19 protein-coding genes and 1 pseudogene are annotated in these 24,467 nt (G+C 37.9%); 13 read left to right on the top strand and 7 right to left on the bottom strand.

Annotation, left to right across the window (positions count from 1 at the left end):
• Position 1: 1 nt before the first annotated feature.
• From cmk to pyrF, 5 genes are all read left to right on the top strand, one after another.
• Complete coding sequence (gene cmk / locus ABLB96_RS12560) at positions 2-688, top strand: (d)CMP kinase (RefSeq protein ID WP_348897158.1); 687 nt, start codon at positions 2-4, stop codon at positions 686-688.
• 104 nt (positions 689-792) lie between these two features.
• The gene (gene rpsA / locus ABLB96_RS12555; protein WP_002050239.1) at positions 793-2,466 is read left to right on the top strand and encodes a 30S ribosomal protein S1; all 1,674 of its coding nucleotides are present in this window, start codon (positions 793-795) and stop codon (positions 2,464-2,466) included.
• A gap of 156 nt (positions 2,467-2,622) precedes the next feature.
• Positions 2,623-2,925 carry an integration host factor subunit beta gene (locus ABLB96_RS12550; RefSeq protein ID WP_002050043.1) on the top strand — a complete coding sequence of 101 codons (303 nt, stop codon included), beginning with the start codon at positions 2,623-2,625 and terminating at the stop codon, positions 2,923-2,925.
• A 24-nt stretch (positions 2,926-2,949) separates the two neighbouring features.
• On the top strand, positions 2,950-3,315 hold the full coding sequence (locus ABLB96_RS12545; RefSeq protein ID WP_348897157.1) for a lipopolysaccharide assembly protein LapA domain-containing protein: 366 nt from the start codon (positions 2,950-2,952) through the stop codon (positions 3,313-3,315).
• Positions 3,316-3,482: 167 nt separating this feature from the next.
• A complete protein-coding gene (gene pyrF / locus ABLB96_RS12540) occupies positions 3,483-4,181 on the top strand; it encodes an orotidine-5'-phosphate decarboxylase (protein WP_348897156.1) in 699 nt (232 codons plus the stop codon).
• Here pyrF and ABLB96_RS12535 read toward each other — a convergent pair.
• Positions 4,178-5,089, bottom strand: a complete 912-nt coding sequence (locus ABLB96_RS12535) for a lysine exporter LysO family protein (protein WP_348897155.1) — start codon at positions 5,087-5,089, stop codon at positions 4,178-4,180. The genes pyrF and ABLB96_RS12535 overlap by 4 nt on opposite strands.
• A gap of 684 nt (positions 5,090-5,773) precedes the next feature.
• On the opposite strand from ABLB96_RS12535, the gene ABLB96_RS12530 reads away from it, so the two are divergent.
• The 3 genes from ABLB96_RS12530 to ABLB96_RS12520 all read left to right on the top strand — a co-directional run bounded on the left by ABLB96_RS12530 (position 5,774) and on the right by ABLB96_RS12520 (position 10,553).
• Positions 5,774-6,793 (top strand): helix-turn-helix domain-containing protein, encoded by a 1,020-nt coding sequence (locus ABLB96_RS12530; RefSeq protein WP_348897154.1) that lies wholly within the window; start codon positions 5,774-5,776, stop codon positions 6,791-6,793.
• Positions 6,794-6,876: 83 nt separating this feature from the next.
• Positions 6,877-8,019, top strand: a complete 1,143-nt coding sequence (gene zapE, locus ABLB96_RS12525) for a cell division protein ZapE (RefSeq protein ID WP_348897153.1) — start codon at positions 6,877-6,879, stop codon at positions 8,017-8,019.
• 368 nt (positions 8,020-8,387) lie between these two features.
• Positions 8,388-10,553: a malate synthase G gene (locus ABLB96_RS12520; RefSeq protein ID WP_348897151.1), complete on the top strand. Its 2,166-nt coding sequence runs from the start codon at positions 8,388-8,390 to the stop codon at positions 10,551-10,553.
• A gap of 70 nt (positions 10,554-10,623) precedes the next feature.
• On the opposite strand, the gene ABLB96_RS12515 is transcribed toward ABLB96_RS12520, so the two are convergent.
• From ABLB96_RS12515 to ABLB96_RS12490, 6 genes and pseudogenes are all read right to left on the bottom strand, one after another.
• Positions 10,624-11,037, bottom strand: a complete 414-nt coding sequence (locus ABLB96_RS12515; RefSeq protein ID WP_348897150.1) for a biopolymer transporter ExbD — start codon at positions 11,035-11,037, stop codon at positions 10,624-10,626.
• Positions 11,038-11,056: 19 nt separating this feature from the next.
• Complete coding sequence (locus tag ABLB96_RS12510) at positions 11,057-11,479, bottom strand: biopolymer transporter ExbD (RefSeq protein ID WP_348897149.1); 423 nt, start codon at positions 11,477-11,479, stop codon at positions 11,057-11,059.
• A gap of 15 nt (positions 11,480-11,494) precedes the next feature.
• Entirely contained in the window at positions 11,495-12,376 is an 882-nt protein-coding gene (locus ABLB96_RS12505; protein ID WP_348897148.1) for a MotA/TolQ/ExbB proton channel family protein, read from the bottom strand.
• Positions 12,377-12,416: 40 nt separating this feature from the next.
• A complete protein-coding gene (locus tag ABLB96_RS12500; RefSeq protein ID WP_348897147.1) occupies positions 12,417-13,139 on the bottom strand; it encodes an energy transducer TonB in 723 nt (240 codons plus the stop codon).
• 109 nt (positions 13,140-13,248) lie between these two features.
• Positions 13,249-15,921, bottom strand: a complete 2,673-nt coding sequence (locus tag ABLB96_RS12495; protein WP_348897146.1) for a TonB-dependent receptor — start codon at positions 15,919-15,921, stop codon at positions 13,249-13,251.
• A gap of 519 nt (positions 15,922-16,440) precedes the next feature.
• Positions 16,441-16,533: pseudogene (locus ABLB96_RS12490) on the bottom strand (hypothetical protein); the annotation flags it as partial.
• Between the two features lie 162 nt (positions 16,534-16,695).
• Here ABLB96_RS12490 and ABLB96_RS12485 point away from each other — a divergent pair.
• Genes ABLB96_RS12485 through ABLB96_RS12465 form a run of 5 tightly spaced genes read left to right on the top strand, consistent with a single transcriptional unit; the run spans position 16,696 to position 24,460 of the window.
• Complete coding sequence (locus tag ABLB96_RS12485; protein WP_348897141.1) at positions 16,696-18,486, top strand: ABC transporter substrate-binding protein; 1,791 nt, start codon at positions 16,696-16,698, stop codon at positions 18,484-18,486.
• Between the two features lie 15 nt (positions 18,487-18,501).
• Positions 18,502-20,325 carry an ABC transporter substrate-binding protein gene (locus ABLB96_RS12480; RefSeq protein ID WP_348897145.1) on the top strand — a complete coding sequence of 608 codons (1,824 nt, stop codon included), beginning with the start codon at positions 18,502-18,504 and terminating at the stop codon, positions 20,323-20,325.
• Positions 20,326-22,359: a M3 family metallopeptidase gene (locus ABLB96_RS12475; RefSeq protein ID WP_348897140.1), complete on the top strand. Its 2,034-nt coding sequence runs from the start codon at positions 20,326-20,328 to the stop codon at positions 22,357-22,359.
• A 12-nt stretch (positions 22,360-22,371) separates the two neighbouring features.
• A complete protein-coding gene (locus ABLB96_RS12470; RefSeq protein WP_039251373.1) occupies positions 22,372-23,310 on the top strand; it encodes an ABC transporter permease in 939 nt (312 codons plus the stop codon).
• A 7-nt stretch (positions 23,311-23,317) separates the two neighbouring features.
• Positions 23,318-24,460, top strand: a complete 1,143-nt coding sequence (locus ABLB96_RS12465) for an ABC transporter permease (RefSeq protein WP_348897139.1) — start codon at positions 23,318-23,320, stop codon at positions 24,458-24,460.
• Positions 24,461-24,467 lie beyond the last annotated feature (7 nt).

Raw genomic sequence — 24,467 nt, 5'->3', positions numbered from 1 at the left:
AATGACAGTTCAAATTATTACTATTGATGGTCCGAGTGGTTCGGGTAAAGGTACATTAGCGGCGAAGCTTGCTGCGTATTATCAATTTCATTTACTCGATTCTGGAGCCTTGTATCGTTTGTTGGGGTTGTCATTACATAAACATGATTTATTGGAAAAATTAGATAGTCATTTAGATGAGTGTGTTGAAGATGCTCGTCAACTTAATATTAAGTTTGAAACTTCAGCAGAAGGAACATTAGTTTTCCTTGATGAAGAGGATGTATCACAAACTATTCGCACAGAACGAGTTGGGGAATACGCCTCTAAAGTTGCAGCAATACCAGAGCTAAGACAGGCACTTTTTGAACGTCAAAGAGCTTTTGCACAGACTCCAGGTTTGGTTGCAGATGGCCGAGATATGGCAACATCAATTTTCCCAGAAGCCAATGCTAAAATTTATCTGACGGCTTCGGCTGAGTCGCGAGCTGAGCGAAGAGTAAAACAGTTGCAGGGTATGGGGCTAGATGCTAAAATAAACGACATTTTAGCTAATATACAAGCGCGTGACAAAAGAGATATGGAGCGAGAAGTTGCTCCTCTCAAGCCAGCCGCAGATGCTTATATCATTGATAGTTCGGAATTAACGATCGATCAAGTATTTAAGTTAATGGTTGATTACGTCGATAGCCGTACTATTAGCAACTAAGATTATCAGTTGACGCATAGCTTGATCAGTCTATAAAGACTATGTTGATACTTAACTAAACCGGCCTTGTCTGATCCAAGACCGCTGAATTTATCAGGTATATCATGACCGAATCTTTTGCAGCCCTCTTTGAAGAAAGTGAATTAAACCTCAATGTTGAAAAGGGTGCAGTCATCCAAGGTGTTGTTGTAAACATCGATAGCGACTGGGTTACTGTTGACACTGGCCTTAAATCAGAAGGCATTGTTGATCGTGCTGAATTTTTAAATGAACAACGTGAACTTGAAGTTCAGGTTGGCGATACTGTTGACGTAGTTGTTGAAGCTCTTGACAACGGTATGGGTCAAACAGTTTTATCACGTGAAAAAGCTAAACGTGCTGAAACTTGGACTAAACTTGAAAAAATCTTTGAAGATGGCGAAATCGTTACTGGTGTTATCTCTGGTAAAGTTAAAGGCGGTTTCACTGTTGACATCGGTCCTGTTCGTGCGTTCTTGCCAGGTTCATTAGTTGACACTCGTCCTATCCGTGACACTACTCACCTTGAAGGTAAAGAGTTAGAGTTTAAAGTAATCAAACTTGATGCTAAACGTAACAACGTTGTTGTATCTCGTCGTGCTGTTATGGAAGCTGAATCTTCTGCTGACCGTGAAGCATTACTTGCTCAACTTGAAGAAGGTCAAACAGTTACAGGTACTATCAAGAACCTTACTGATTACGGTGCATTCGTTGATCTTGGCGGTATTGATGGTCTTCTTCATATCACAGATATGGCTTGGAAGCGTATCAAGCACCCTTCAGAAGTTGTTGAAGTTGGTCAAGAAGTTACTGTTAAAGTACTTAAATTTGACCGTGAACGTAACCGCGTATCTTTAGGCCTTAAACAATTAGGCGAAGATCCATGGTTAGCGATCATGAGCCGTTATCCTAAAGGTTCTATCGTTAAAGCACGTGTTACTAACTTAACTGATTACGGTTGTTTCGCTGAAATCGCTGAAGGCGTTGAAGGTTTAGTACACGTTTCTGAAATGGACCACACTAACAAAAACATCCACCCATCTAAAGTTGTTCAGATTGGTGATGAAGTTGATGTTATGGTTCTTGAAGTTGACGAAGAACGTCGTCGTATCAGCCTTGGTATCAAACAAACTCGTGCTAACCCATGGGAAGAGTTTGCTAAGTCTCATGAGAAAGGCGAAAAAGTTTCTGGTACAATCAAGTCTATCACTGACTTTGGTATCTTCATTGGCTTAAATGGCGGTATCGACGGTCTAGTTCACTTGTCTGATATTTCTTGGAACGAACAAGGCGAAGAAGCTATCCGTCGTTACAAGAAAGGTGACACTGTTGAAGCAGTTATCTTGTCTGTAGACGCTGAAGGTAATCGTATCAGCCTTGGTATCAAGCAATTGAACAGCGATCCGTTCAATGATTTCTTAGCTGCTAACGAACGTGGTGCTTTAGTTAAAGGTACTGTGACTGCAGTTGATGCTCGTGGCGCAACTGTTAAGTTAGCTGACGAAGTTGAAGCGACTCTTAAAGCTTCTGAAATCAACCGTGACCGCGTTGAAGATGCAACTAAATTCTTAGAAGTTGGTCAAGAAGTTGAAGCGAAAATCATCAACGTTGATCGTAAATCTCGCTCTATCAACTTGTCTATCAAAGCGAAAGACGAAGCTGAAGAGAAAGAAGCAGTTGCTAACTTACGTACAGCATCAGCTTCTCAAGAAAATGGTCCTAAGACTATTGGTGACTTGATCAAAGCACAAATGAAGTAATAAGTTAACAAAGTACAGTTTCATGTAACGAAATTGTGCTTTTTATACAAATTACTGTAAACGGTAGCGTAGTATTCAACATACTGCGCTACCGTTTTGTATTTAAACAGGTTATTATCAAACGACTTAGAGTAGTAATAAATAACGAGGTCGTAGATGACTACTGAAGCTCTTAATAAGTCTGATTTAATTGAACGCATTGCGCTAAAAAATCCACACTTGGCTGAACCCTTGGTGGAAGAAGCGGTTAAAATCATGATTGATCAAATGATCGAAGCTCTTTCGACTGACAATCGTATTGAAATCCGTGGTTTTGGTAGCTTTGCTTTACATCACCGTGAACCTAGAGTTGGTCGTAACCCGAAAACTGGTAAGTCAGTTGACGTGGCTGCGAAGGCGGTTCCACATTTTAAACCAGGTAAAGCACTTCGTGATGCAGTGAATGAATCTGGAAAATAAATAAAACTCATAAGTGGGGTGCCTATGCGTTATATTCTAATTGCATTACTCATTATTGTATTTGGCTATGCTTTAGCACTTGTTTTGCAGAACCCAACAGAACTTCCTGTTGATTTATTATTTACTCAAGTTCCTGCAATGCGTTTAGGTTTATTATTGCTACTTACCTTGGCGCTTGGAATTGTGGTTGGACTTTTATTAGGTGTACAGGTTTTCCGAGTTTTTCAAAAAGGCTGGGAAATCAAACGTCTTCGTAAAGATATTGATCATTTGAGAAAAGAACAAATTCAAAGTGCTCAATTGGCAGCGGCAGAAGCAGCTGCGAATGTAAGACATGAGAAAACAGTTGTAGATATTTATCCCCAAGATAAAAACTCTACACCTTTATAATTATTGGTACTACTCTTTATCTAGTTATAAAGAGTAGTATTTTTCCTTTCCATATTTCTAAGTATCTATCAAAATTAAAAATTATATTGTCCAATTCAAAAACTACACTCAATAGATTTCTTTATTAGTAGCTGACTTGTCTATTATAATAGCGCTGATTTTATGTGATGGAAGAAAGTCTCTTGAGTATCATTGTTGCGTTAGATGCTAAAAGCCAATATGACGCTTTAAAAATTGTTGAACAGCTTGATCCTGCTTTATGCCGAGTAAAAGTAGGTAAAGAGCTTTTTACTCACGAAGGCCCATCTGTTGTAAAAAAACTTCAAGAACAAAATTTTGAAGTTTTCCTAGATTTAAAATTCCATGATATTCCAAATACAACAGCTCAAGCTGTATGTGCTGCTGCCGATTTAGGTGTATGGATGGTTAATGTTCATGCATCAGGTGGTCGTAAAATGATGGAAACTTGTGTAGAGCGTTTAAAGGCAGGTAATTATCAAACTCAATTAATTGCGGTAACAGTATTAACTTCAATGGGCCGTGAAGATTTAAAAGATATTGGTTTAGATATTGAACCTGTAGAGCAAGTTAAAAGATTAGCTCAGCTTACAAAAGATAGTGGTTTAGATGGGGTAGTTTGTTCTGCTCAGGAAGCCAAAATTCTTCGTGAGTTGATTGGTGATGATTTCTCTTTAGTTACTCCTGGTATACGTCCAGAAGGAACCAATGCAGATGACCAAAAACGTATTGTAACGCCAAAGCAAGCTATGCTTGATGGCTCTACACATTTAGTGATTGGCCGTCCGATTACCAAAGCTGAAAAGCCAACTGAAATGTTGAAGTCAATTCTTGCTTCTATCGCTTAAAGCTTTAAAAAAACTGTAATTAAAAGTGGAGCGAGTAGGCTTAGTAGTAAGCCACTCATCATGGCATGTGGTACGTAATGAGTGCCACATGACTGCTTAACCATAGCTAATGTCACATCCATTGATGTAGCACCAGCACTTGAAATTGCTGGACGTGGAAAGCGCCATCCCATAGTGTACATCAGTAAAATTGCAACTATTTCTCTAAATAAATCTGTTAATAATGCAATACCACCTAACTCGGCCGAATGTAACTGGGTAAATAAAATACCTGACATTGAATACCAGCCATATCCTTGGGCTAGAGCCAACATTTCATTAAGCGTAAAGTGGTTACCTAGCAAGAAATAATTAAGAAAACCAGCTATACATGACCCTACAAACGCAGCCAGAGGGACAATAAGAATTTTCCAGCTTAACCATGTTCGATTAAAATGAGTAAAAGCAAGTTCGATTCCAATTAAAAAAATAAAAAGTAATAATAGATACCAGCTGTTAAAAGGAATGTGTACATTTAACTGAGTCAGGGCAATACCTAGCATTACACCTACAGTTAAAGCTAGAAATGCTTTCGCAATATTTTTTAGGGCATTGATAAAAAGCTGGAGCGAAATTTTTCCTTTAACACTTTCTTTATCAAAAATTGTGTATGCAAATAAACAAGTGAAAAAAGAGCCTAGTGAAGTTGTAAATGCAATTAATAGGGCGGGTGGAAGTATTGAGGAAGGGTTTTTAATTTGATCAAGTGCAAGTGTTAATTCTAAAGCGACACTTGCTAATAAAATATAAGAAAAATAAGGTAGAATTTTAAAAATAAATTGCCGAATATTTAATGAGAGTTTAGGGCCTAAAAAGTAACCAAAAGCTAATACAAGAAAAATTTGAATAATGAGGCTAACAGATTGCATATAATAGATAGATTGTTATTAATGTATCTATTATGTATTGAACCTATAACGCTGCATAGCTCTTAAAGCATTTATTTAATAGCAAATAGTTTTGGGGATTAACTTTGTGAGTTTCTAGCCCATACCTCCAACTATTATAATCACTAGCTTACCATCCAACACATTGAGGTTGTCTCTATATTCTCTCATTGAAGGTAGCGTCGTCTTTCGATAAATCAGGCAATTGATCACTCATTCTTTTTCGCCTTTTGTGATAATGCTGTTTTCTTTAACTCCTTGGAGATCATTCTTCACTAATACAATATTTTTGAGGTTAAATGTTGGGAGTATTTAATTGAAATTAATAAATTTATAGCTAATTACAAAGTCTGATATTTGCTTTTGGCTGTGTCTTTATCTTGTACTTAAAAACGTATAAATGTTTTAGCTAATTTTACCCATATTTCATAATTTAAGTTTGAACGATAGTAATACCAATACTTGCGATTTTAGCTTTTTGAATAACATGCGGTTTAGCCTTAAGCATGGTGAATCCTGCATATGTTAAAGAGGATTACCAATAAGACTAATATTTTTTAATCAGTTTAAACATGATGACATCAATGTGAAAATTGATAGATTCGGCAATTAATTTTATTGCTTCTTTATAGTAAAACATTTAAGTCTAAGAAAATTGATAGAAGAATGAAACGATCGACACTTGGTTTAATCTATTTAATTCAAGGAATGCGCAAAGCGGGCATTGATGTCGACTCACGTTTGGCACATATAGGAATCAAAGTTGATGCCTTAGACCCAAGCTCAACAATTCACGACAGTTTAGAATGGGATATCCAGCAAATTATTAGTGAAAATGTTGATCCTGAAAAAGGTCTATTCATTGGACAGCATTATGCATTAGCGGGTTACGGTCCTTTATTGATGTTGCTTGTGACCAGTCAAGATATACAAACTGCTTTAGAAAAAGGCATACACTATCAAAAACTTACTCATTTATTTGGTACCTTAGGATTACAAGAGACCGAAAATCAAATAATTTTAAATTATTTACCAGTCGACTCAAAAACCGAAATTGGGTTGCTTCGTACCCAATGTGAAATTTCTAGTACTTACAAGTTTATTCAAGATATTTACACCATGATGGGCCTTAAAATGCCTGCTATGCGTATAGATTTACCTTTTTCAAAACCAAATGACCCCGATAAAGTAGCTCAATATTTCACATATTACGGAAGTGATCTGCACTTTAATTCTACACATGCAGCATTTAGCCTAAGTAAAGATGTGCTTGGAATCAAAATTCCTTCAGCAGATATTATTACTCATCGCATCTATGAGGCTAAGTGTATTAAAGAGATAAAAAGGTTAAATGAACAAGATCGTCAAATACCTCCAATTATTCAATATGTACAAGATTATCTAGAGTTACAACACGGAATTATCCCGAGCATGGCGGAAACCGCTTTTGCTTTAAAAATGCCTGAAAGGACGTTAAGGCATCAATTGCAGCAGCTTAATACGAGTTATAAACAAATTCGTGAACAGATTATTAAGAATAAGGCACTTAAACTTATGGAATATAAAGAATATTCAATTGAGGTCATTGCTGAATCGCTTGGCTATTCTGAACCTGCCGCTTTTAATCATGCGTTTAAAAGATGGTTTGGGCAGAGCCCTCGGCAATATGGAAAAGAGTTTTATTGAGTAGAACTCTTGATGCTAAAAGCTAATGTGGTCGGACAAAATGTTCGCTATACTCTCTTCAGTTAAAATTGAAATAAAATGATATGTTAAATTTAAAATCTTCTCATAGTACTGCATTTACTCCTTCTTCCCCAGCAGAGCGCTATGCTGAGGCTTTAGCTTCAGGTCAGTTTATGGCAGATGAAGCACAAGCACAGGCAGTGCAAGAATTAGATCGTGTATGGAAAGAACTTTTAAATCGTTATAAAGCTTCTAAAAAAGCTTTCCGTCGTTTCCGCCGCCAAACCTCTCCAAGAGGTGTATATATGTGGGGTGGTGTAGGTCGTGGCAAAACATGGCTTATGGATCAATTTTATGAATCTGTGCCATTTCGCCGCAAAACACGTATGCATTTTCACCATTTTATGCAACATGTCCATAAAGAATTAAATAAACTTTCTGGTCAACGTAATCCACTCGATATTGTGGCTGATCAAATTTATAAAGATGCTGTGGTGATTTGTTTCGATGAGTTTTTCGTGTCGAATGTAACTGATGCAATGATCTTAAGTGATTTGTTCCAAAAGTTATTTGTTCGTGGTGTGACACTCATTGCAACTTCAAATATTGCACCAGACGGCTTATATAAAAACGGAATTCACCGTGATCGTTTCATACCTACAATTGAAATGGTTAAAAAGAACTGTGTTGTTTTAAATGTAGATGCAGGTGTGGATTACCGTTTACGTGTATTAAAACAAGCTCAATTGTTTAAGTCACCATTAGGTAATGAGGCACAAAGCTGGATATCAGAGCGTTATAGTGCTTTAACTCATACTCAAACAAATTCTCAAGAACCGATTGTGATCAATAACCGTGTGGTTGAAACTCTAGGGCATACAGAAGATGTTTTATGGTGTGAGTTCTCTGAACTTTGCTTTAAGCCGCGTAGCCCAGCAGATTTTATCGAGATTGCTAATATTTATAACACTGTACTCGTGAGTAATGTTCCGCACTTAACGGACTTCTTGTCAGAAGGTACTCGACGTTTTATTTATTTAGTCGATGAATTTTATGATCGTGGCGTAAAATTACTTTTAACCTCTCAAGATAGTATTATTGATATCTATCAAGGTGAAAAATTAGCTTTTGAAATTGAACGTACTCGTTCTCGTTTACTCGAAATGCAGTCGGATGAATACTTGCATTCAGAGCACCGTCATATTGATGAGGCTAAAACCTCTTAAGAAATTAAATAGAAAAAGCGCTCTTTTAAGAGCGCTTTTTTTTACAACAAAAATAGATAAATTTAGCTAAATAATACTTTTTCATTACGCAAAGTTTGATATAACTAAATACGCTTGAGAAAAAACAAGATCATGAAACTTTTGGCTGTTAACAAAAAGTCTAGTTTCAGTATCTTTAAATATTGAATAAATTATTGGGAATCCTAGTTAGAATTTTAATATTTCCTATATAGAAAAATTTATCTTTGTCAATAGTTTTGCAACGGAAAATGCTTACTATTTAGGAATGTGATATTAGTATTCAGCTTAATTTAAATCGGTATACTAGGATTCTCTTGGTATAAAAAGTAGCAACTTCAGGAAAGACAATGACTGCACGTATTCAAAAAGGCAAGTTAGCGATTGCTAAAGAACTTTACGATTTTATCGAAAATGAAGCTTTACCAGGTTCTGGTTTAGATAGTGAAACTTACTGGAAGAACTTTGAGCAAGTTGTTGTCGATCTTAGCCCAAAAAATAAAGCATTATTGGCTAAGCGTGATGAATTACAAGCAAAAATTGATGAATGGCACCGTAATAACAAATTTGAATTAGGTGCTTATAAAGCGTTTTTAACAGAAATTGGTTATTTATTACCAGAAGTTGAAGATTTCCAGATTACTACTGAAAATGTTGACGAAGAAATCGCATTATTGGCAGGGCCACAGTTAGTCGTACCTGTGCGTAATGCACGCTATTGCTTAAATGCTGCAAACGCACGTTGGGGTTCTTTATATGATGCACTTTACGGCTTCGATGTAATTTCAGAAGAGGGTGGTGCTGAAAAAGGAAAAGGATATAACCCTGTACGCGGTGCAAAAGTGATTGAGTTTGCTAAAAACTTCTTAAATGAAGTTTTCCCGCTTGCACAAGGTTCACATGCTGATGCGACTAAATATGCAATTGAGCAAAATAAACTTGCTGTTACTTTAAAAGATGGTACTAAAACAGGTTTAGCGCATGAAGCTCAGTTCGTGGGTTTCAATGGTGAAGAAGCGAACCCATCAGAAGTCGTACTTTTAAGTAATGGTTTGCATGTCATTATTGAAATTGATGCGAATAGCCCAATCGGCCAAACTGATTTAGCTAGTGTTAAAGATTTAACACTTGAAGCTGCAGTTACAACGATTCAAGATCTTGAAGACTCTGTCGCAGCTGTAGATGCAGAAGAAAAAGTTGAAGGCTACCGCAACTGGTTAGGTTTAATGAAGGGTACACTTCAAGAATCTATTGAAAAGAATGGTAAAACAGTTGTTCGTGCTTTAAGCAAAGACCGTGAAATTAAAAACTTGATCGGTGGAACAACAAAACTCCATGGTCGTTCACTTATGTTACTTCGTAACGTAGGCCATTTAATGACTAACCCAGCTATTTTGGTAGATGGTGAAGAAATTTTCGAAGGTATTATGGATGCATTGGTAACTCCATTGTTATCAGTTGCTGATATTCGTAGTACAAACGAAAATAAAAACTCTCGTAAAGGGTCTATGTATATTGTTAAGCCAAAAATGCATGGTCCTGAAGAAGTTGCTTTTGCGGTTGAATTATTTGAACGCGCTGAGCAAGCACTAGGTTTACCAGCAAAGTCTGTAAAAATCGGTATTATGGATGAAGAACGCCGTACATCTGTAAACTTGAAGAACTGTATTGCTGCAGCTAAAGACCGTACGATCTTTATTAATACAGGCTTCATGGACCGTACAGGTGATGAAATCCATACTTCTATGGAAGCTGCACCAGTTGTTCGTAAAGAAGCTGTTAAAACACAAAAATGGATTGCTGCTTACGAAAACCGTAACGTTGCAATTGGTTTGAAATGTGGTTTACAAGGTAAAGCTCAAATTGGTAAAGGTATGTGGCCAAAACCTGATAGCATGAAAGATATGTTGGCAACTAAAGCTGCACATCCAAATGCTGGTGCATCATGTGCTTGGGTTCCATCACCAACAGGTGCCGTACTTCACGCGATGCATTACCATCAAGTAAATGTAAAAGCACGTCAAGATCAATTAAAAGCTGAAGAAATGTTGTCATTAGACGACTTGTTAACTCCTCCATTTGCGCCAGAAACTAACTGGTCAGCAGAAGAGATTAACAATGAGCTTGAAAATAACTGCCAAGGTATTTTAGGTTACGTTGTTCGTTGGGTTGACTTAGGCGTAGGTTGTTCGAAAGTTCCTGATATTAACAACGTAGGCTTAATGGAAGACCGTGCAACATTACGTATTTCTTCTCAACACGTTGCAAACTGGTTGCGTCACGGTATTGTGACTCGTGAACAAGTTGAAGAAGTGCTTAAACGCATGGCAAAAATTGTTGATGAGCAAAATGCTAATGATCCATTGTATAAACCAATGGCAGCTAACTTTGAAACGAATATTGCTTTCCAAGCAGCTTCTGATCTTATCTTTAAAGGTTGTGAACAACCTTCTGGTTATACTGAGCCGTTACTTCATGCTGCTCGCTTAAAGTTAAAAGGTTATACAGGTGACTAATTTTAACCTGTCATAAAAAAAAGCCTCTTCGGAGGCTTTTTTTATTTGGATGAGTAAATAAATATAGAACTTAATTATTACTTACAATTCCAATTTTAGTGACACCTAAACGCTGCGCTGTAGCCATGACCATTGCCACGTTTTTATATTCAGCCATTTGGTCTGGTTTAAGTTTGATCTGGTCTTGATCTTTTTTGGCAACCACGCCTTGGAATAATTTCTCTAGTGCGGTGCGGTCTGAAACCTGTTGGTTATTCCAAAACACTTTGCCTGCTGCATCAATTCTTACATCAATCACTTCGGGTGGCTTTTCATTTGTTGGCGGCGGTGTGCCATTTGGCAAATTAATATTAATCGCGTTGTTTGGTGCAGGAATGGTAATAATAAACATAATAATGAGTACTAACATGACATCAATAAGCGGTGTCATGTTGACTTCTAACATCACATCATCATCATTATTTGAACCGACATTCATACCCATAAAATTCTCCTTAAAATCATTACTGGGAGGCTGGAGGGGTAGTAACAAAGGCAATTTTGCCAATACCAGCTTGTTTGGTCGTACTAATGACCTGATCTATCGCTTCAAAATGGGTAAGCTGATCTCCTCGAATATGTACCTCCGGCTGCGGTCTTTTTTGTGCCACAGCTTGTAATTTTGCTAACAATATTTCTTTATTCGGTACATAACTTTCATTCCAGAAAATGTCTCCTTTTTTATTCACTGAAAGCTGGATGTTTTCAGGTGTAGTTGCATACGGAGTATTTTTTTCTTCTGGCAGTTTCACCGGAACAGTATGTGTAACTACCGGAATCGTAATTAGAAAAATAATAAGTAAAACTAACATGACATCAACGAGAGGCGTCGTGTTAATTGTTCCAATCATTTCTTCATCATCTTCAGAACCAACACTCATACCCATAATGTGTGCTCCTGATTATTTGATACTGCGGTTAACAGAATTATTGGTATTAATTTCTCCGCTTAATAAAACTGCATGTAAATCTGAACCAAATGAACGAACATTTTCCATCACTGCTTTATTGCGACGAGTCAACCAGTTGTAACCTAGTACAGCTGGTACTGCGACTGCTAGACCAATAGCGGTCATAATAAGTGCTTCACCAACTGGGCCTGCAACTTTATCAATAGATGCTTGACCTGAAATCCCGATTGCAGTTAACGCGTGATAGATGCCCCATACTGTTCCGAATAGACCCACGAAAGGTGCTGTAGACCCAACGGTTGCTAAAAAGGCTAAACCTCCACCTAGGTGGTTTTGTACTTTTTCAATTGCTCGTTGTATTGAAATGCTCACCCAGGTATTGAAGTCAATTCGTTCAAGTAAAGAGCCGCCGTGTGACTTAGTCGAGTTAATGCCTTTTTCTGCAATAAAACGATATGCGCTACTTTGTTCTAGCCCGTCAGTGGCATTATCAAGAGAAGTAGCTTCCCAAAAACTTTTTTCTGCTTCTTTACCTTGGCGTTTTACTTTTGCTTGTTGTAAGAATTTAGAGACAATGATGTACCACGTACCAATTGACATGAGCACTAATATAAATAGGGTAGATTTAGCAACTAAATCACCTTCACGCCAAAGAGCTTCTAGGCCATACGGGTTTTTAACAGTTTCACTTGTTGCAGGTTTTGGTGGTGGAGTTGGTGTATTTGTGTTTGAAGTCGCTTCAGTGGTTGCTGTTGCAACAGGAGCATTGCTCGTTTCTTCTGCAAAAACTGTGCTTAATGGAAGCAATGAACATGCTGCGATTAAACTTGCAGAAGCGAAACGTACTAGTGGTTGAGTTGATTTTTTCATCATATTATCTCCAATATTTTTAATTTCTTACTAATTTGATCGTTTATTCAATTACAAATGGATATTCAATTTCATACCAGTCCTGCTGAGGCACGCCATCTTTCATTGCTGGTTTGAACGTACATAAGCTGTAAGCTTTAGTTGCCGCTTTATCTAAGGTTTTGCTGCCACTCGATTTTTTCACTTTGGCATCAATGACTTTGCCCGAAGTATCAACAAGAACACGTATGCGCACCGTACCTTGCTCTTCATTCATCAGTGCTTCACGTGGATATTCAGGTTTTTCACAACCCGCGGAACCTTCTGAAACACCATGAGTTGCGCCAGCTGGTTTAGGTGCAGGAGCAGCCGCTGCCGGAGCGGGTGCTGCAACTGGACTTGGCGATGGCGCACTAGGTGCAGCCGGCGCGGCTGGAGCTGGAGTTGCAACTTTAGTTGGTTGAGCTACCGGAGTCGTTTTTTGTACCGGAGTGGCTACTTTCTCAACTTGCTTAGGTGGTTCAGGAGCCTTGGCAACTTTTTCTACCATTTTGGGTGGTTCAGGTGGCTTTTCTTTAGGCTTAGGCTCCTCTGGTTTTGGTGGAGGAGGCGGTTTTATATCCTGAATAATTTGTAATTCCACAGGTTTTTCTGCTGGTTTTTGAATATTGTTTGCTAAACCTGACATCAGAATATAGGCAACAAGAAGATGCAGAAAAAGTACTGCGGCAATACCAATAAGGCGTTTGGCAGATTTATTTTCTATGTCTGTAAAAGTCATGCCCATAGTTACTCCTGAAACTGTAGACAAACAATTTTTTGAAATGACTGTTTGCTAAGAATGAGTATTTGTTCTGCAAACTAACTGTTGAGGGCTAGATTTGCAGAACAACCATTTAGAACTTATATGTACCTCGTACAAAATAAGTACGTCCTAAAGGATCTGCATAACGTGGGTCATATCCCATTTGGAAGTTATCAATTACGTTAGAAGCAGGTGGGTCTTCATCAAAAATATTTTTAATGCCTGCTGTTAACTCTAGATTTTTAAAGCCTTTGTAAGTGCCTGAAATGTTGTAGGTTGTATAATCACTTACTCTATGGTTTTGATCATTCGCGTTTTGATCTTGATAACCGCGTGAGAAGTTTTGTTGTAGGTTTAATGCCCAGTTTTCATAGTTCCAGTTCAGGTTGGCAGTATGTTTCCAGCGCAAAATAATTGATTGATAATCTAAACCGCTATATGACCCTGCAACACCTTTCCAGTCACCCCCTGGTTCAGATTGATATTTGTAATCTGTTACATATGTGCCATCGATATTGAAACCAAAGCGACCTGTAGCCGTCATTGGAGAAACCCAACTTAAGCCCACATCAAAACCGGACGTTTTAATGCCACCTAAATTTTGTTGTGTGGTAATAATATAATTTAGTGAACCATCAGAATTACGTACAAATTTATCTGCATATTTCACCGGATCCGCAAAAATAGCAGCTTCAGATAGTGTGGCAATTTGCTTATCTACTTCGATGTTGAAGTAATCAAGAGTGAAGGCTAGGTTTTTAACAGGTTCAAATACTAAGCCTGCTGTAAAAGACGTTGACTCTTCTGGTTTAAGATTTTTGTTCCCACCATTTTGGCGTTTGAACTGCATATTACAGTCACGTTCTTGTTTGCCACCCGGTTGTACAACTCCACCAGCGCAAAGTGCTGGGTCGTCATATGTTCCACCTGTATTTGTTACTGAGTTTGGCCCATCAGCTTCCCAAAGTGTAGGTGCTCTGAAACCTGTACTATAGGTTGTACGGAACATGAGTTGTTTAATTGGTTCCCAACGAAGTGCAAACTTTGGATTAAATGTATTACCAAAATCGCTGTAGTCATCATAACGGGCAGCAATTTGAGCTTCTAAAGTTTTGTGTAGTGGAATATGAAACTCGGTAAATACCGACTTAATATTACGATCGCCTTTATTTTCTGGTTCATTCGGATCATTACCCGTACTAGGAGCTAGTCGAGCAACATCTGCAATAACTTTTGAAGTCCAATCTTCATAACGATAGCTTGCCCCAATGGCGAATCCTACATCACCTGCTGGTAGCTTAAATATAGGTCGGCTTGCAGTGAAATCAACAGTGGTTGTATCAAGGTTGGCTTTTAAATATTTACCTTTAACACCTAGCTGATCCCATACGCCAGCATCTTCAGGGTTCTGAGGTCCAAATGGGTTTAAAGTGCCATTGTTTAAAGCTTCTTGAGTTTTGTCATAGTTTAAATAGCCACTTAAGATTGCATCGGAAGCACTACTATGTGCATAGGTCACCCCTGAATTAATATCCCACCCATGCGTTTCACCTTCTATACCAGCAAATACTCGGTGTGACTGGTTAATGCTGTTGCTGATACGATTACCAGCTTGTGAACGTAAGTAAAGATCAAGGGGCCCCGATGCTCCAGCAAGAGCAGGGGTTATGCCATTTCCTGGATAATATTTACTGCTAGGGTCTAGGCTTAGATCAAAAAATACATCTGGTGCGACTGAAGTGGTGACCTCATTTCTTGCATATAAATATTCTGCAATCGCATTAAAATTGTCACTAAGTTTAAAAGTGGCACGGCCCATTACAGAAATATCTTCTGTCTTTGGAACAATTCCAATGACAGCTTGGCTGTTATATCTACATGTTTTGCCATCAGGACTGGTTACTAGAGGGTCATTGCCACAACCTGTAGCTGCATAAGGATTACCTAGGCCAGGGACATTGGCAGGGAAGGAACCACTACTGGTTTTATTCACACCTAATTCAGGTAAGATACCCCCGCGTCGGCTAACCTTGCGGTCTTTGGCCATGACATCGTCACCTTTTCGATAATCGACAACCCCAAAAACGTTAAAGCCATTTTCCTCTAAATCACCATAACCACCAAAGATACTGTAGTCTTGTTGATCTCCACCTTTTTCCTCTGGTTTTTGATACCCAGCGGTTAAGTTAAGACCCGTAAACTGCTTTTTAGTAATGAAGTTAATAACCCCACCAATCGCATCTGTTCCATAAATGGAAGAAGCACCATCACGTAAAACTTCAATACGATCTAGCATGGCGAGTGGAATAATATTTAAATTTGTTACGCCACTATCGTATGCATTTGCAGCCAATCTACGACCATTCAGCAAAATAAGTGTCTTATTTGAACCTAAAGCTCTTAAGTTTGCTGCTGACCCTACAGTTTTACTAGTACCTACGTTATTTGCAGTGACAAAGTTCGATTGGTTTGCACTAATTTTGGCTAAAGCTTCTTCAGTTGTAGTTACCCCTTGTTTTAAAATTTCATCAACTTTCACTACAGTAATGGGTGAAGCACTTTGTGCGGCAACACCTTTGATTGAAGAGCCTGTAACGGCAACTTTTACCACTTTTGCAGGTTTATCATCGTTACTTGATTGATCGGTTTCTGCTGCTTGTGCCATGGTAAGACACATCATGCTTAAACTAAGGGTGCTTAATTTAAGTATTGTTTTGCCGATCTTGGGGGTTACCTGAGATCGAACATTGTATTTTTTTTTCATCGTGGATTTGATCCCTTTTTGTTGTAGTTAGCGATATTGCTGGAATGGTTTTAAGCAAAGCAAGTGCCAACTATATATTTTTCTTTTTTTAGTTTATGCAAAATATTGATAAATATTGATTTTATTATGTTTGAGCATAATGCCTGTAGTTTTATTAAAGTGAAATAAATTTTCCATTTGGCAAATTTTTTAAGATTGGCGAAAAGTTTCAAATTAATTTGTATAAAAAATACACATTGTTTGATTCTTCACATGCTTAATAAATAAAAATGTATCGTTTTAGAACTTTTTTCAATGTAATGTTATATTATCTGGCATAATAAAATTTATTATTATTTTATTTAATATCAAATCTTTATTTTGTTATTTTGAGTGTATTGCTACTGTTTAAATTTGACTCATAATGAATCAGTCATGTGTTTTTTCTGTGCATTTAGGATGCTAAATGATTAACATATGCAAATATAATATTTGGCAAAAAGTGACTTTTGTTTATATAGTTCAAACGGATTTAAGTACTTAATAAAAATATGAATTTCTAATAATCTTAAATATTTTATTATGAATACCAATAGATGGCATGAAATTCGCTTTATATTCAGTAGTTACAAATACTGGGTGCTTGAATTTATTTTTCCATTTGATCAAATAAAAAGATGATAAAGGAAAGTGAATTCCCAATCCCAAATAGGCCTATCTGCTGAAAAAAGAACTTTTCTTATGCGGATTTAGATGTTACTCAAAAGGTTAATATCTTTTAAAAAAATTAGTTATGTGGATATGAACTTGAAATTAAAATTTTTTAAGCTCGCCATTTTAAGTTTGGCTATTACATCAATTCCATGTGCTTACGCAGTTACGCCAGCACAACCAAACAAGATTTTGCATGTTGCCTATGAAGCACCTGATGATGGTTTTGACATGGTTAAAACCACCAATTTCTATAGTGCAAGTATTGCAGAAGCTATTTTTGAACCTTTACTCAAATATGATTATTTAGCTCGTCCGCTACAACTGGTTCCTTATACGGCAGAAACTATGCCTAAGGTTGAACAAGACGGCAAAGTTTATATATTTAAAATTAAACCAGGGATTTATTTTACAGATGATCCTGCTTTTAAAGGTAAACGCCGTGAGCTGGTGGCCGAAGATTATGTTTATTCTATTAAACGTATTTTAGACCCTAAAAACAGAGCACCTTCCGTTTCTTTTCTTGATGGCAAATTAGTCGGAGCTGATGCAGTTATAGCTCAAGCAAAGAAAACTGGAAAGTTTGATTATGCTGCGCCAATTGCAGGGCTTAAATCGATTGATCGATATACTCTACAATTTACTTTAACACGGCAAGACTTTAATTTTCCTTACATTCTTGCCTATATTACATTTGGGGCGGTTGCTAAAGAGGTTGTTGATTATTACGGTGACCGGATTGGTATGCATCCGGTTGCTACCGGCCCTTACATGTTGAGTAAATATGTCCCAAGAAGTAAAGTCGAGTTGGTTGCCAATCCTGATTATCGTGGTTTTGTCTGGAACTTTAAGTCCACAGGAACCCCTTGGGATAACCAGCTTGTTAAAGAAATGTCTGGAAAGAAAATGCCGCAAGTTGGCAAGGTGGTGGTCAGTATTATTGAAGAGCAACAGTCACGATGGTTGGCTTTTCAATCTGGTCAATTAAATTTTGACAAACTTACAGCCGATGCTGTTCCTCAAGCCTTAGATGGAAATCAACTTAAAACTTCTTTTCAGAAAAGAGGAATCAAGCACTATCCAAATAAAGATCCCGAAATTACCTATACCATGATGAATATGCGGGATCCAGTCATTGGTGGTTTTAGTCCAGAAAAGATAGCACTTCGTCGAGCAATTACTTTGTCCTATGACCAAAAAGAAAGCATAAAGCAGGCATATAAAGGTCAGGCAGTTAGAGCAGAAATGTTTATACCTGAGGGTGTAAATGGGTATAACCCAAAGTATAAAAGTAGCGTAGGATATAATCCGCTATTAGCAAATAAACTACTTGATTATTATGGTTATAAAAAAGGGGCAGATGGTTATCGGACATTACCAAACGGCAAGCCTTTAGTTTTAAAAATTAATAATGAAAATAGCTCGGCATCAGTTATTCATTCGGAACTCTGGAAAAAAAATCTTGATGCAATAGGCATTCGTGCTGACTTTAAAGTCAGTAACTTTGCAGATAACTTAAAAGCCGCAACTCAATGTAAATATATGATATGGAGCGGGGCATGGATTGCTGACTATCCTGAAGGAGATAATTTTGCACAATTACTATATGGACCAAATGCTGGACAGGGAAATCATGCTTGTTATCAGTCTAAAACATATGATGCTCTCTATACTCAGGCCATTCATTTACCACCGCCACAACGGCTACCATATTATGAAAAGCTTAATCGCCAGATCGAAGCTGATAATCCTTGGATTGTTCATGTAACTCGAATTCGTAATTGGCTGATACAGCCACAAGTTAAGGGTTTTAAAGCTCATCCGATGATGAATACAAACTGGCAATATCTTGATATTACCCCTATTAAAAAATAATTTTAGATAAAGATCATCATGACTGAAAATTTAAAACAAAAGCTCAAGCACTGTAGTGTAGGTCTATTATTTGCCAGTATGGCATTAACGGGTGCCACAACTATTTTTGCCAGAAGCCCAGCCGATCCAAATAAAGTTCTACATTATACGTTCCCAACAGCTGAAACAGGTTTCGACCCAGCTTATATCCATGACTTATATTCGGCACATGTAACCACGTCGATATTTGAAACTTTATATACCTATGACTATTTAGCAAGGCCAGCAAAGCTTATTCCCCAAATCGCAACTGCTATGCCAGAAGTGAGTGCAGATGGTCTGACTTATACTATTCACATTAAAAAAGGTATTTATTTTACGCCTGACCCTGTTTTTAAAGGTAAACCTAGAGAGTTAACGGCTTACGATTATGCGTACTCTTTTAAGCGTTTATTGGACCCAAATTTACGTTCGCCCAATAGCTGGTTGTTGGAGAACAAAATTCAAGGTATGGATGCGTTAGTACAATCAGCCAGTAAAACAGGAAAGTTTAACTATGATCAAAGTGTGAACGGTTTACAAACACCTGACAAGTACACCTTGGTTATTCGGTTAGTGAAGCCTGATTATAACTTTCCTTTATTACTAGCACATGACCCTACAGGGGCTGTAGCGCGTGAAGTTATCGAAAAATATAAAGATAAATCTGGCTTTGTTATGGGGCATCCAGTAGGGACAGGACCTTATATGCTCAGTAAGTGGGTGCCTGCTTCGCGTATTGTTTTAAAAGCGAATCCTGATTATCGCGGTTTTACTTGGAACTTTGTAGCCAGTAGTGCTGAAGACCAAGCAATTGTGAAACGCCTCAAAGGTAAACAAATGCCTCAAATCGGCACAATTGATATTCAGGTAATGGAAGAAAACCAGTCACGATGGTTGGCATTCCAACATGGTGAAGTTGATATTATTCAACTTGAAGGGCAATTAGTTTCGAAAGCCATTAAAGATGGCAAGTTAAGACCTAAACTTGCAAAAGATGGTGTGCATTTATCTCGTATTGTTGATCCGGAAATTAGTTACAACTATTGGAACCTTAAGAATCCTGTTGTTGGAGGAATGAGTAAAGAGAAAATCGCTTTACGCCGTGCAATTGCAATGTCTCGTTCAATAGATCAAGAAATTAAATTAGTACGTAATAGTGATGCTGAGCGTCTACATTTTCCAGTACCGCCAGGTATAGTGGGGGCTGACCCGCAATATAGAAGCAGTACCCCATATTCGGTAAAAGCAGCAAATCTATTATTAGATAAATATAACTATAAAAAAGATGCATCAGGATGGCGTACACAACCAAATGGCAAGCCTCTGGTCATTGAATATATGGCGCGTAATGACAGTATTGGTCAACAAAGCGCTGAGCTTTGGAAAAAGAACTTTGACAGTTTGAATATCCGTATGGTGTACAAGCCTATGCTTTTTTCAGATCTCATTCGGGCACAAAAACAGTGTGACGGAATGTTTGGTTCTTCTGCATGGATTGCCGATTATCCAGATGGGGATAATTTTATGCAGAATTTTTATGGCCCCAATACTCATATGACCAACTGGTCTTGCGGTTCAATACCAGAGTTTGATCAATTATACCGTCAGTCTCAACAGGTTAAGCCAGGCCCTGAGAGAGACGTGATTTATCGAAAAATGACACGTTTGTTAGAAGTGTATATGCCAGTGCAAGTGTTGTATGCACGTTATAGAAATATGTTGGCTCAACCAAGAATCATTGGATATAAGAAGCATCCGATTTTACATGCTGAATGGATGTACTTCGATATTGATACAAATACGAAATCTAATCATTAAATGAAAAAAATTGGAGACACGATGAAAAATAACACACTGAAAATGACTAGTTTATGTATGTTGACGATAGGTATAAGTCAGTTTGCATCAGCAGAGACGACACGTGCGACGTTACCATTACTTAAAGCAGAGCAACTTCCCACATGGTGCGATTCTAATTTAAAGAAAATCCAGCAAGAGATTTCAAGTTTTGAAAAAATACCTGTTAAAACCGATGCTGCTGCCGCTCCGATACTAGCAAAGTGGGATAAAATTTTTGCTCATCTTGAAGATTTTTCAGGACCCGTAGGTCTCTATAGTAATGTAGACCCAGATGCAAAATTACGTAAAGCGGCAGAAGACTGTGAAATCAAGATTAATCAGTTTCATACTGATATATTCCAAAATTCAAAATTATATAACTTCATTAAGAATACAAAAGCGACTGATCCGATAGATAAAAAATACCGTCAGGATATTCTGGATCAGTTTGAAGACACAGGGGTTCAATTAGAACCAACAAAACGTGCAAGAATGAAAGCTATTCTGGACGAGTTGACTAAACTCGAGCAAGAATATAACCGCAATATTCGTGATAACCCTGAAAAAATAGAATTTACTCCTGAAGAGATGAAAGGACTACCAGAAAGTTATATTTCTGGGTTAAAGAAAAATGCGAAAGGCAATTATCTATTAGGCTTTGAGTATCCTGAATATCGCCCATTTATGGAACTGGCAGATAATGATGACGCCCGAAAAAGATATCAAATCGCCTTTACACGACGCGGTACTGAACAAAACTTAAAACTACTCAAACAGGCAATAGATTTACGCTATGAGCTTGCTCAATTATTTGGAAAGGCAAGTTACGCAGATTGGGTGTTAAAAGACCGTATGGCAAAAACGCCCGAAGCCGTAAATCAATTTTTGGCAGAAGTACAAAAAACGGTAGCACCACTTGAGCGTAAAGAAGTAGAAGAACTTCGTTTGTTTAAATCTCAAACCTTAAAAACACCATTAGATAAAACCGAAATAACGCGTTGGAGTGAAGCTTACTGGAGCGAAAAACTTCGTAAGAGCAAATATCAGATTGATCAGGAAAAGCTCCGTGATTATTTCCCTACTTTAGCTGCACAAAAATGGTTATTTGCGATTTCGTCTGACCTTTACGGTATTGATTTTAAACCTGTCAAAGTGAAAGCATGGCAGAGCGAAGTTGAATATTATGATGTAGTTGATAAAAAGACAGGAAAGCTTCTTGGTGGGTTATATATGGATAAATTCCCTCGCGAAGGGAAATATGGGCATGCTGCCGTTTGGGGAGTATATGGTGGCAGTACGTTAACCAACCGCTTACCTGTTTCAGCACTAGTCACTAACTTTAATCGTAAAGGATTAAACAGTGATGAGCTTGAAACTTTTGTTCATGAATTTGGTCATGCTCTGCATGGCATTTTATCTAATACTCGTTATGCCAGTCAGTCTGGAACATCTGTAGAGCGTGATTTTGTAGAGGCGCCATCTCAGATGTATGAAGAGTGGGCACGCCGTAAAGAAACTTTATCTAAAGTAGCGGATTATTGTGACCCAGCATGTCCAGGAGTTGATGATGAGTTAATTGCCCGTTTAAAAGCCGTACATAACTATGGTCGTGGTTTGCGTTATGCACGTCAAACTCTTTATGCACAGTATGATATGGCACTTCATACAGCCGATGCCCTAAAAGTAAAACCTTTAGAAACTTGGCAAAAAATGGAAGCAGCAACCACACTTGGTTATGTGCCAACAACTGAATTTCCAGGGCAGTTTGGACATTTGATGGGTGGATATCAAGCAGGCTACTACGGTTACATGTGGTCAGAAGTTTTAGCTTTAGACATGCTTTCCGCTTATGGAGATAACTTGAATAACCCACAAGTCGGGCAACGTTACCGCCAGACGATTTTATCGCAGGGTAGCCAAAAACCAGCAGCTGAGTTGGTTAAAGATTTCCTTGGTCGTGATCCTGACAATAAAGCATTCTTTAATGAAATTACCGGGCAACGGGTTAAATAAGGAATTATCACTATGCTGGCATATGTTATTCGGCGTTTATGGCAGATGATTCCAACCATGTTGGGAGTAGTACTGTTTATCTTTATTCTTTTTAACTGGGTGGGTGGAGATCCTGCTTATATTCTGGCAGGTAAGATGTCTAATCCTGAGCAGATTGAAAATATCCGTAAGCAGTTAGGTGTTGATCAACCTTATTATGTCCAGCTCTGGATTTTTATTAAGCAGATTCTCACTTTTGACTATGGCGCAAGCTGGAGCACAGGTGAGCCAGTTTCACAAATTATTTTAACTCGCTTAGGTCCTTCGTTAACTCTTTTAATTCCACTGACTATTTTACAAACCGTTATTTCAATTGGCTTGGCATTGGCTGTATCGGCCGTACGAGGCACTTTAACAGATCGTATGGTCATGATGTTATGTACCATCGGCATGTCAATCAGCATATTAGTTTACATTATTGTTTTTCAATATGTTTTGGCTTATCAGTTAAGTTGGTTTCCAGTACAGGGCTGGAGCGATAATTTTACCGATAATTTATTTAAGTTTGCCTTACTACCAATTTTAATCATGTTGGTGGTGAGTATTGCACCTACTTTACGGTTATACCGTAGTTTTGTGCTCGATGAGATTAATCAAGATTACGTTAGAACAGCACGGGCTAAAGGGGTAGGAGAAAGCCGAATTTTAGGTGTACATGTTTTACGTAATGCCTCAATTCCTATTATTACCGATGTAATGGCGACTCTACCTGCATTGCTCATAGGTGCATTTTTAATTGAACGTTTTTTTGGTATTCCCGGGATTGGTCGAGAAGTCATTATTGCGGTTGAGCGAAGTGATTTTCCTGTTATTAAAGCAATTACAGTATATATCGCCGCAGCAACCATGATTTTTAACTTGATTGCCGATTTGGTCTACAAAGTGGTTGATCCACGTGTACAGTTGAAGTAGGTGGCTTATGCTAAGTGTTCTATCAAAAAGAAAATTAGAAAGCCAGAAAGCTCCGGCATCAGCTGGGTTATGGCGACTTGCAATGCGCCGTCTTCGGGCCGACAAAATTGCAATCGCATCGCTCATTGTTGTGCTGTTCTATTTGGTTATATTACTACTGTCACTTACAGGTGTAATTGCATCTGACTGGAATAAAGAAGTTGCAGTGAGCTATGCACCCCCTACATTTATAGGTACAGATAAGACAACCGAAGCTTTGAAAAATACAGCTGCTGTAGATCAAGATTTGCCGGAAAATCCAGTAGACCCCTTAAAAGATGTTATTCATCAGCTTAAAACTGAAATTAAGCAAGAGAAGGGTTCTGGAAGTACGATTGATTATTATGGTGTAGTGGACCCATTAGCTGATGACATGAAAGCAATTGATCATCAACTAGGAGGACATTTGCTCGATCAACAAAGTGAACTTAAAAGCACACTTATATTTGGAGCCGACAAATGGGGGCAAGATGTTCTTAAAAAAACCATCAAAGGTGCTGAAACCTCAATTATTGTAGGTCTTGTTTCTGCATTACTCGCAGTAACTATAGGAACACTGTTAGGGGCAGTTTCAGGCTACTTTGGTGGCTGGGTCGATGACATTCTTAACTGGTTTTATAATATTTTTACTTCCATTCCATATTTATTATTAGTGCTTGCGATTGCTGCTGTATTACAACAAAAAGGTGTTTTATCTATTGTTCTGATTTTAGGGCTAACAGGTTGGACGGGTGTTTACCGCTTAATTCGTGCTGAGTATATGAAACATACAGCACGTGAATATGTACTGGCTGCCAAAGCAATTGGAGTTGGACATTTTCGCCGTATGTTTATTCATATTTTTCCTAATGTCAGTCATATTGCTTTAGTCCAAATGTCGATTTTAGTGGTTTCTTTTATTAAATCGGAAGTTATTTTGAGCTTCTTGGGCTTTGGTGTACCAGTGGGCGTAGTGTCTTGGGGCAGCATGTTAAATGAAGCTCAAAGTGAACTACTTTTAGGAAAATGGTGGCAGCTTGTTGCAGCCTCTGTCGCGATGGCTGTTTTGGTCACAGCATTTTCAATGTTTACTGATGCACTTCGTGATGCATTAGATCCAAAATTAAAATAAGAGGAAA

The organism is Acinetobacter sp. XH1741, from assembly GCF_041021895.1.
Classification (GTDB): domain Bacteria; phylum Pseudomonadota; class Gammaproteobacteria; order Pseudomonadales; family Moraxellaceae; genus Acinetobacter.
Note: the sequence above shows the minus strand (reverse complement) of the source record. Positions and strands in the feature narration are given on the sequence as shown.

Excerpts from the sequence above, each read along its gene's own strand:
- cmk (WP_348897158.1), top strand. The coding sequence starts at position 2 with ATGACAGTTCAAATTATTACTATTGATGGTCCGAGTGGTTCGGGTAAA.
- rpsA (WP_002050239.1), top strand. The coding sequence starts at position 793 with ATGACCGAATCTTTTGCAGCCCTCTTTGAAGAAAGTGAATTAAACCTC.
- ABLB96_RS12550 (WP_002050043.1), top strand. The coding sequence starts at position 2,623 with ATGACTACTGAAGCTCTTAATAAGTCTGATTTAATTGAACGCATTGCG.
- ABLB96_RS12545 (WP_348897157.1), top strand. The coding sequence starts at position 2,950 with ATGCGTTATATTCTAATTGCATTACTCATTATTGTATTTGGCTATGCT.
- pyrF (WP_348897156.1), top strand. The coding sequence starts at position 3,483 with ATGGAAGAAAGTCTCTTGAGTATCATTGTTGCGTTAGATGCTAAAAGC.
- ABLB96_RS12535 (WP_348897155.1), bottom strand. The coding sequence starts at position 5,089 with ATGCAATCTGTTAGCCTCATTATTCAAATTTTTCTTGTATTAGCTTTT.
- ABLB96_RS12530 (WP_348897154.1), top strand. The coding sequence starts at position 5,774 with ATGAAACGATCGACACTTGGTTTAATCTATTTAATTCAAGGAATGCGC.
- zapE (WP_348897153.1), top strand. The coding sequence starts at position 6,877 with ATGTTAAATTTAAAATCTTCTCATAGTACTGCATTTACTCCTTCTTCC.
- ABLB96_RS12520 (WP_348897151.1), top strand. The coding sequence starts at position 8,388 with ATGACTGCACGTATTCAAAAAGGCAAGTTAGCGATTGCTAAAGAACTT.
- ABLB96_RS12515 (WP_348897150.1), bottom strand. The coding sequence starts at position 11,037 with ATGGGTATGAATGTCGGTTCAAATAATGATGATGATGTGATGTTAGAA.
- ABLB96_RS12510 (WP_348897149.1), bottom strand. The coding sequence starts at position 11,479 with ATGGGTATGAGTGTTGGTTCTGAAGATGATGAAGAAATGATTGGAACA.
- ABLB96_RS12505 (WP_348897148.1), bottom strand. The coding sequence starts at position 12,376 with ATGATGAAAAAATCAACTCAACCACTAGTACGTTTCGCTTCTGCAAGT.
- ABLB96_RS12500 (WP_348897147.1), bottom strand. The coding sequence starts at position 13,139 with ATGGGCATGACTTTTACAGACATAGAAAATAAATCTGCCAAACGCCTT.
- ABLB96_RS12495 (WP_348897146.1), bottom strand. The coding sequence starts at position 15,921 with ATGAAAAAAAAATACAATGTTCGATCTCAGGTAACCCCCAAGATCGGC.
- ABLB96_RS12475 (WP_348897140.1), top strand. The coding sequence starts at position 20,326 with ATGAAAAAAATTGGAGACACGATGAAAAATAACACACTGAAAATGACT.
- ABLB96_RS12470 (WP_039251373.1), top strand. The coding sequence starts at position 22,372 with ATGCTGGCATATGTTATTCGGCGTTTATGGCAGATGATTCCAACCATG.
- ABLB96_RS12465 (WP_348897139.1), top strand. The coding sequence starts at position 23,318 with ATGCTAAGTGTTCTATCAAAAAGAAAATTAGAAAGCCAGAAAGCTCCG.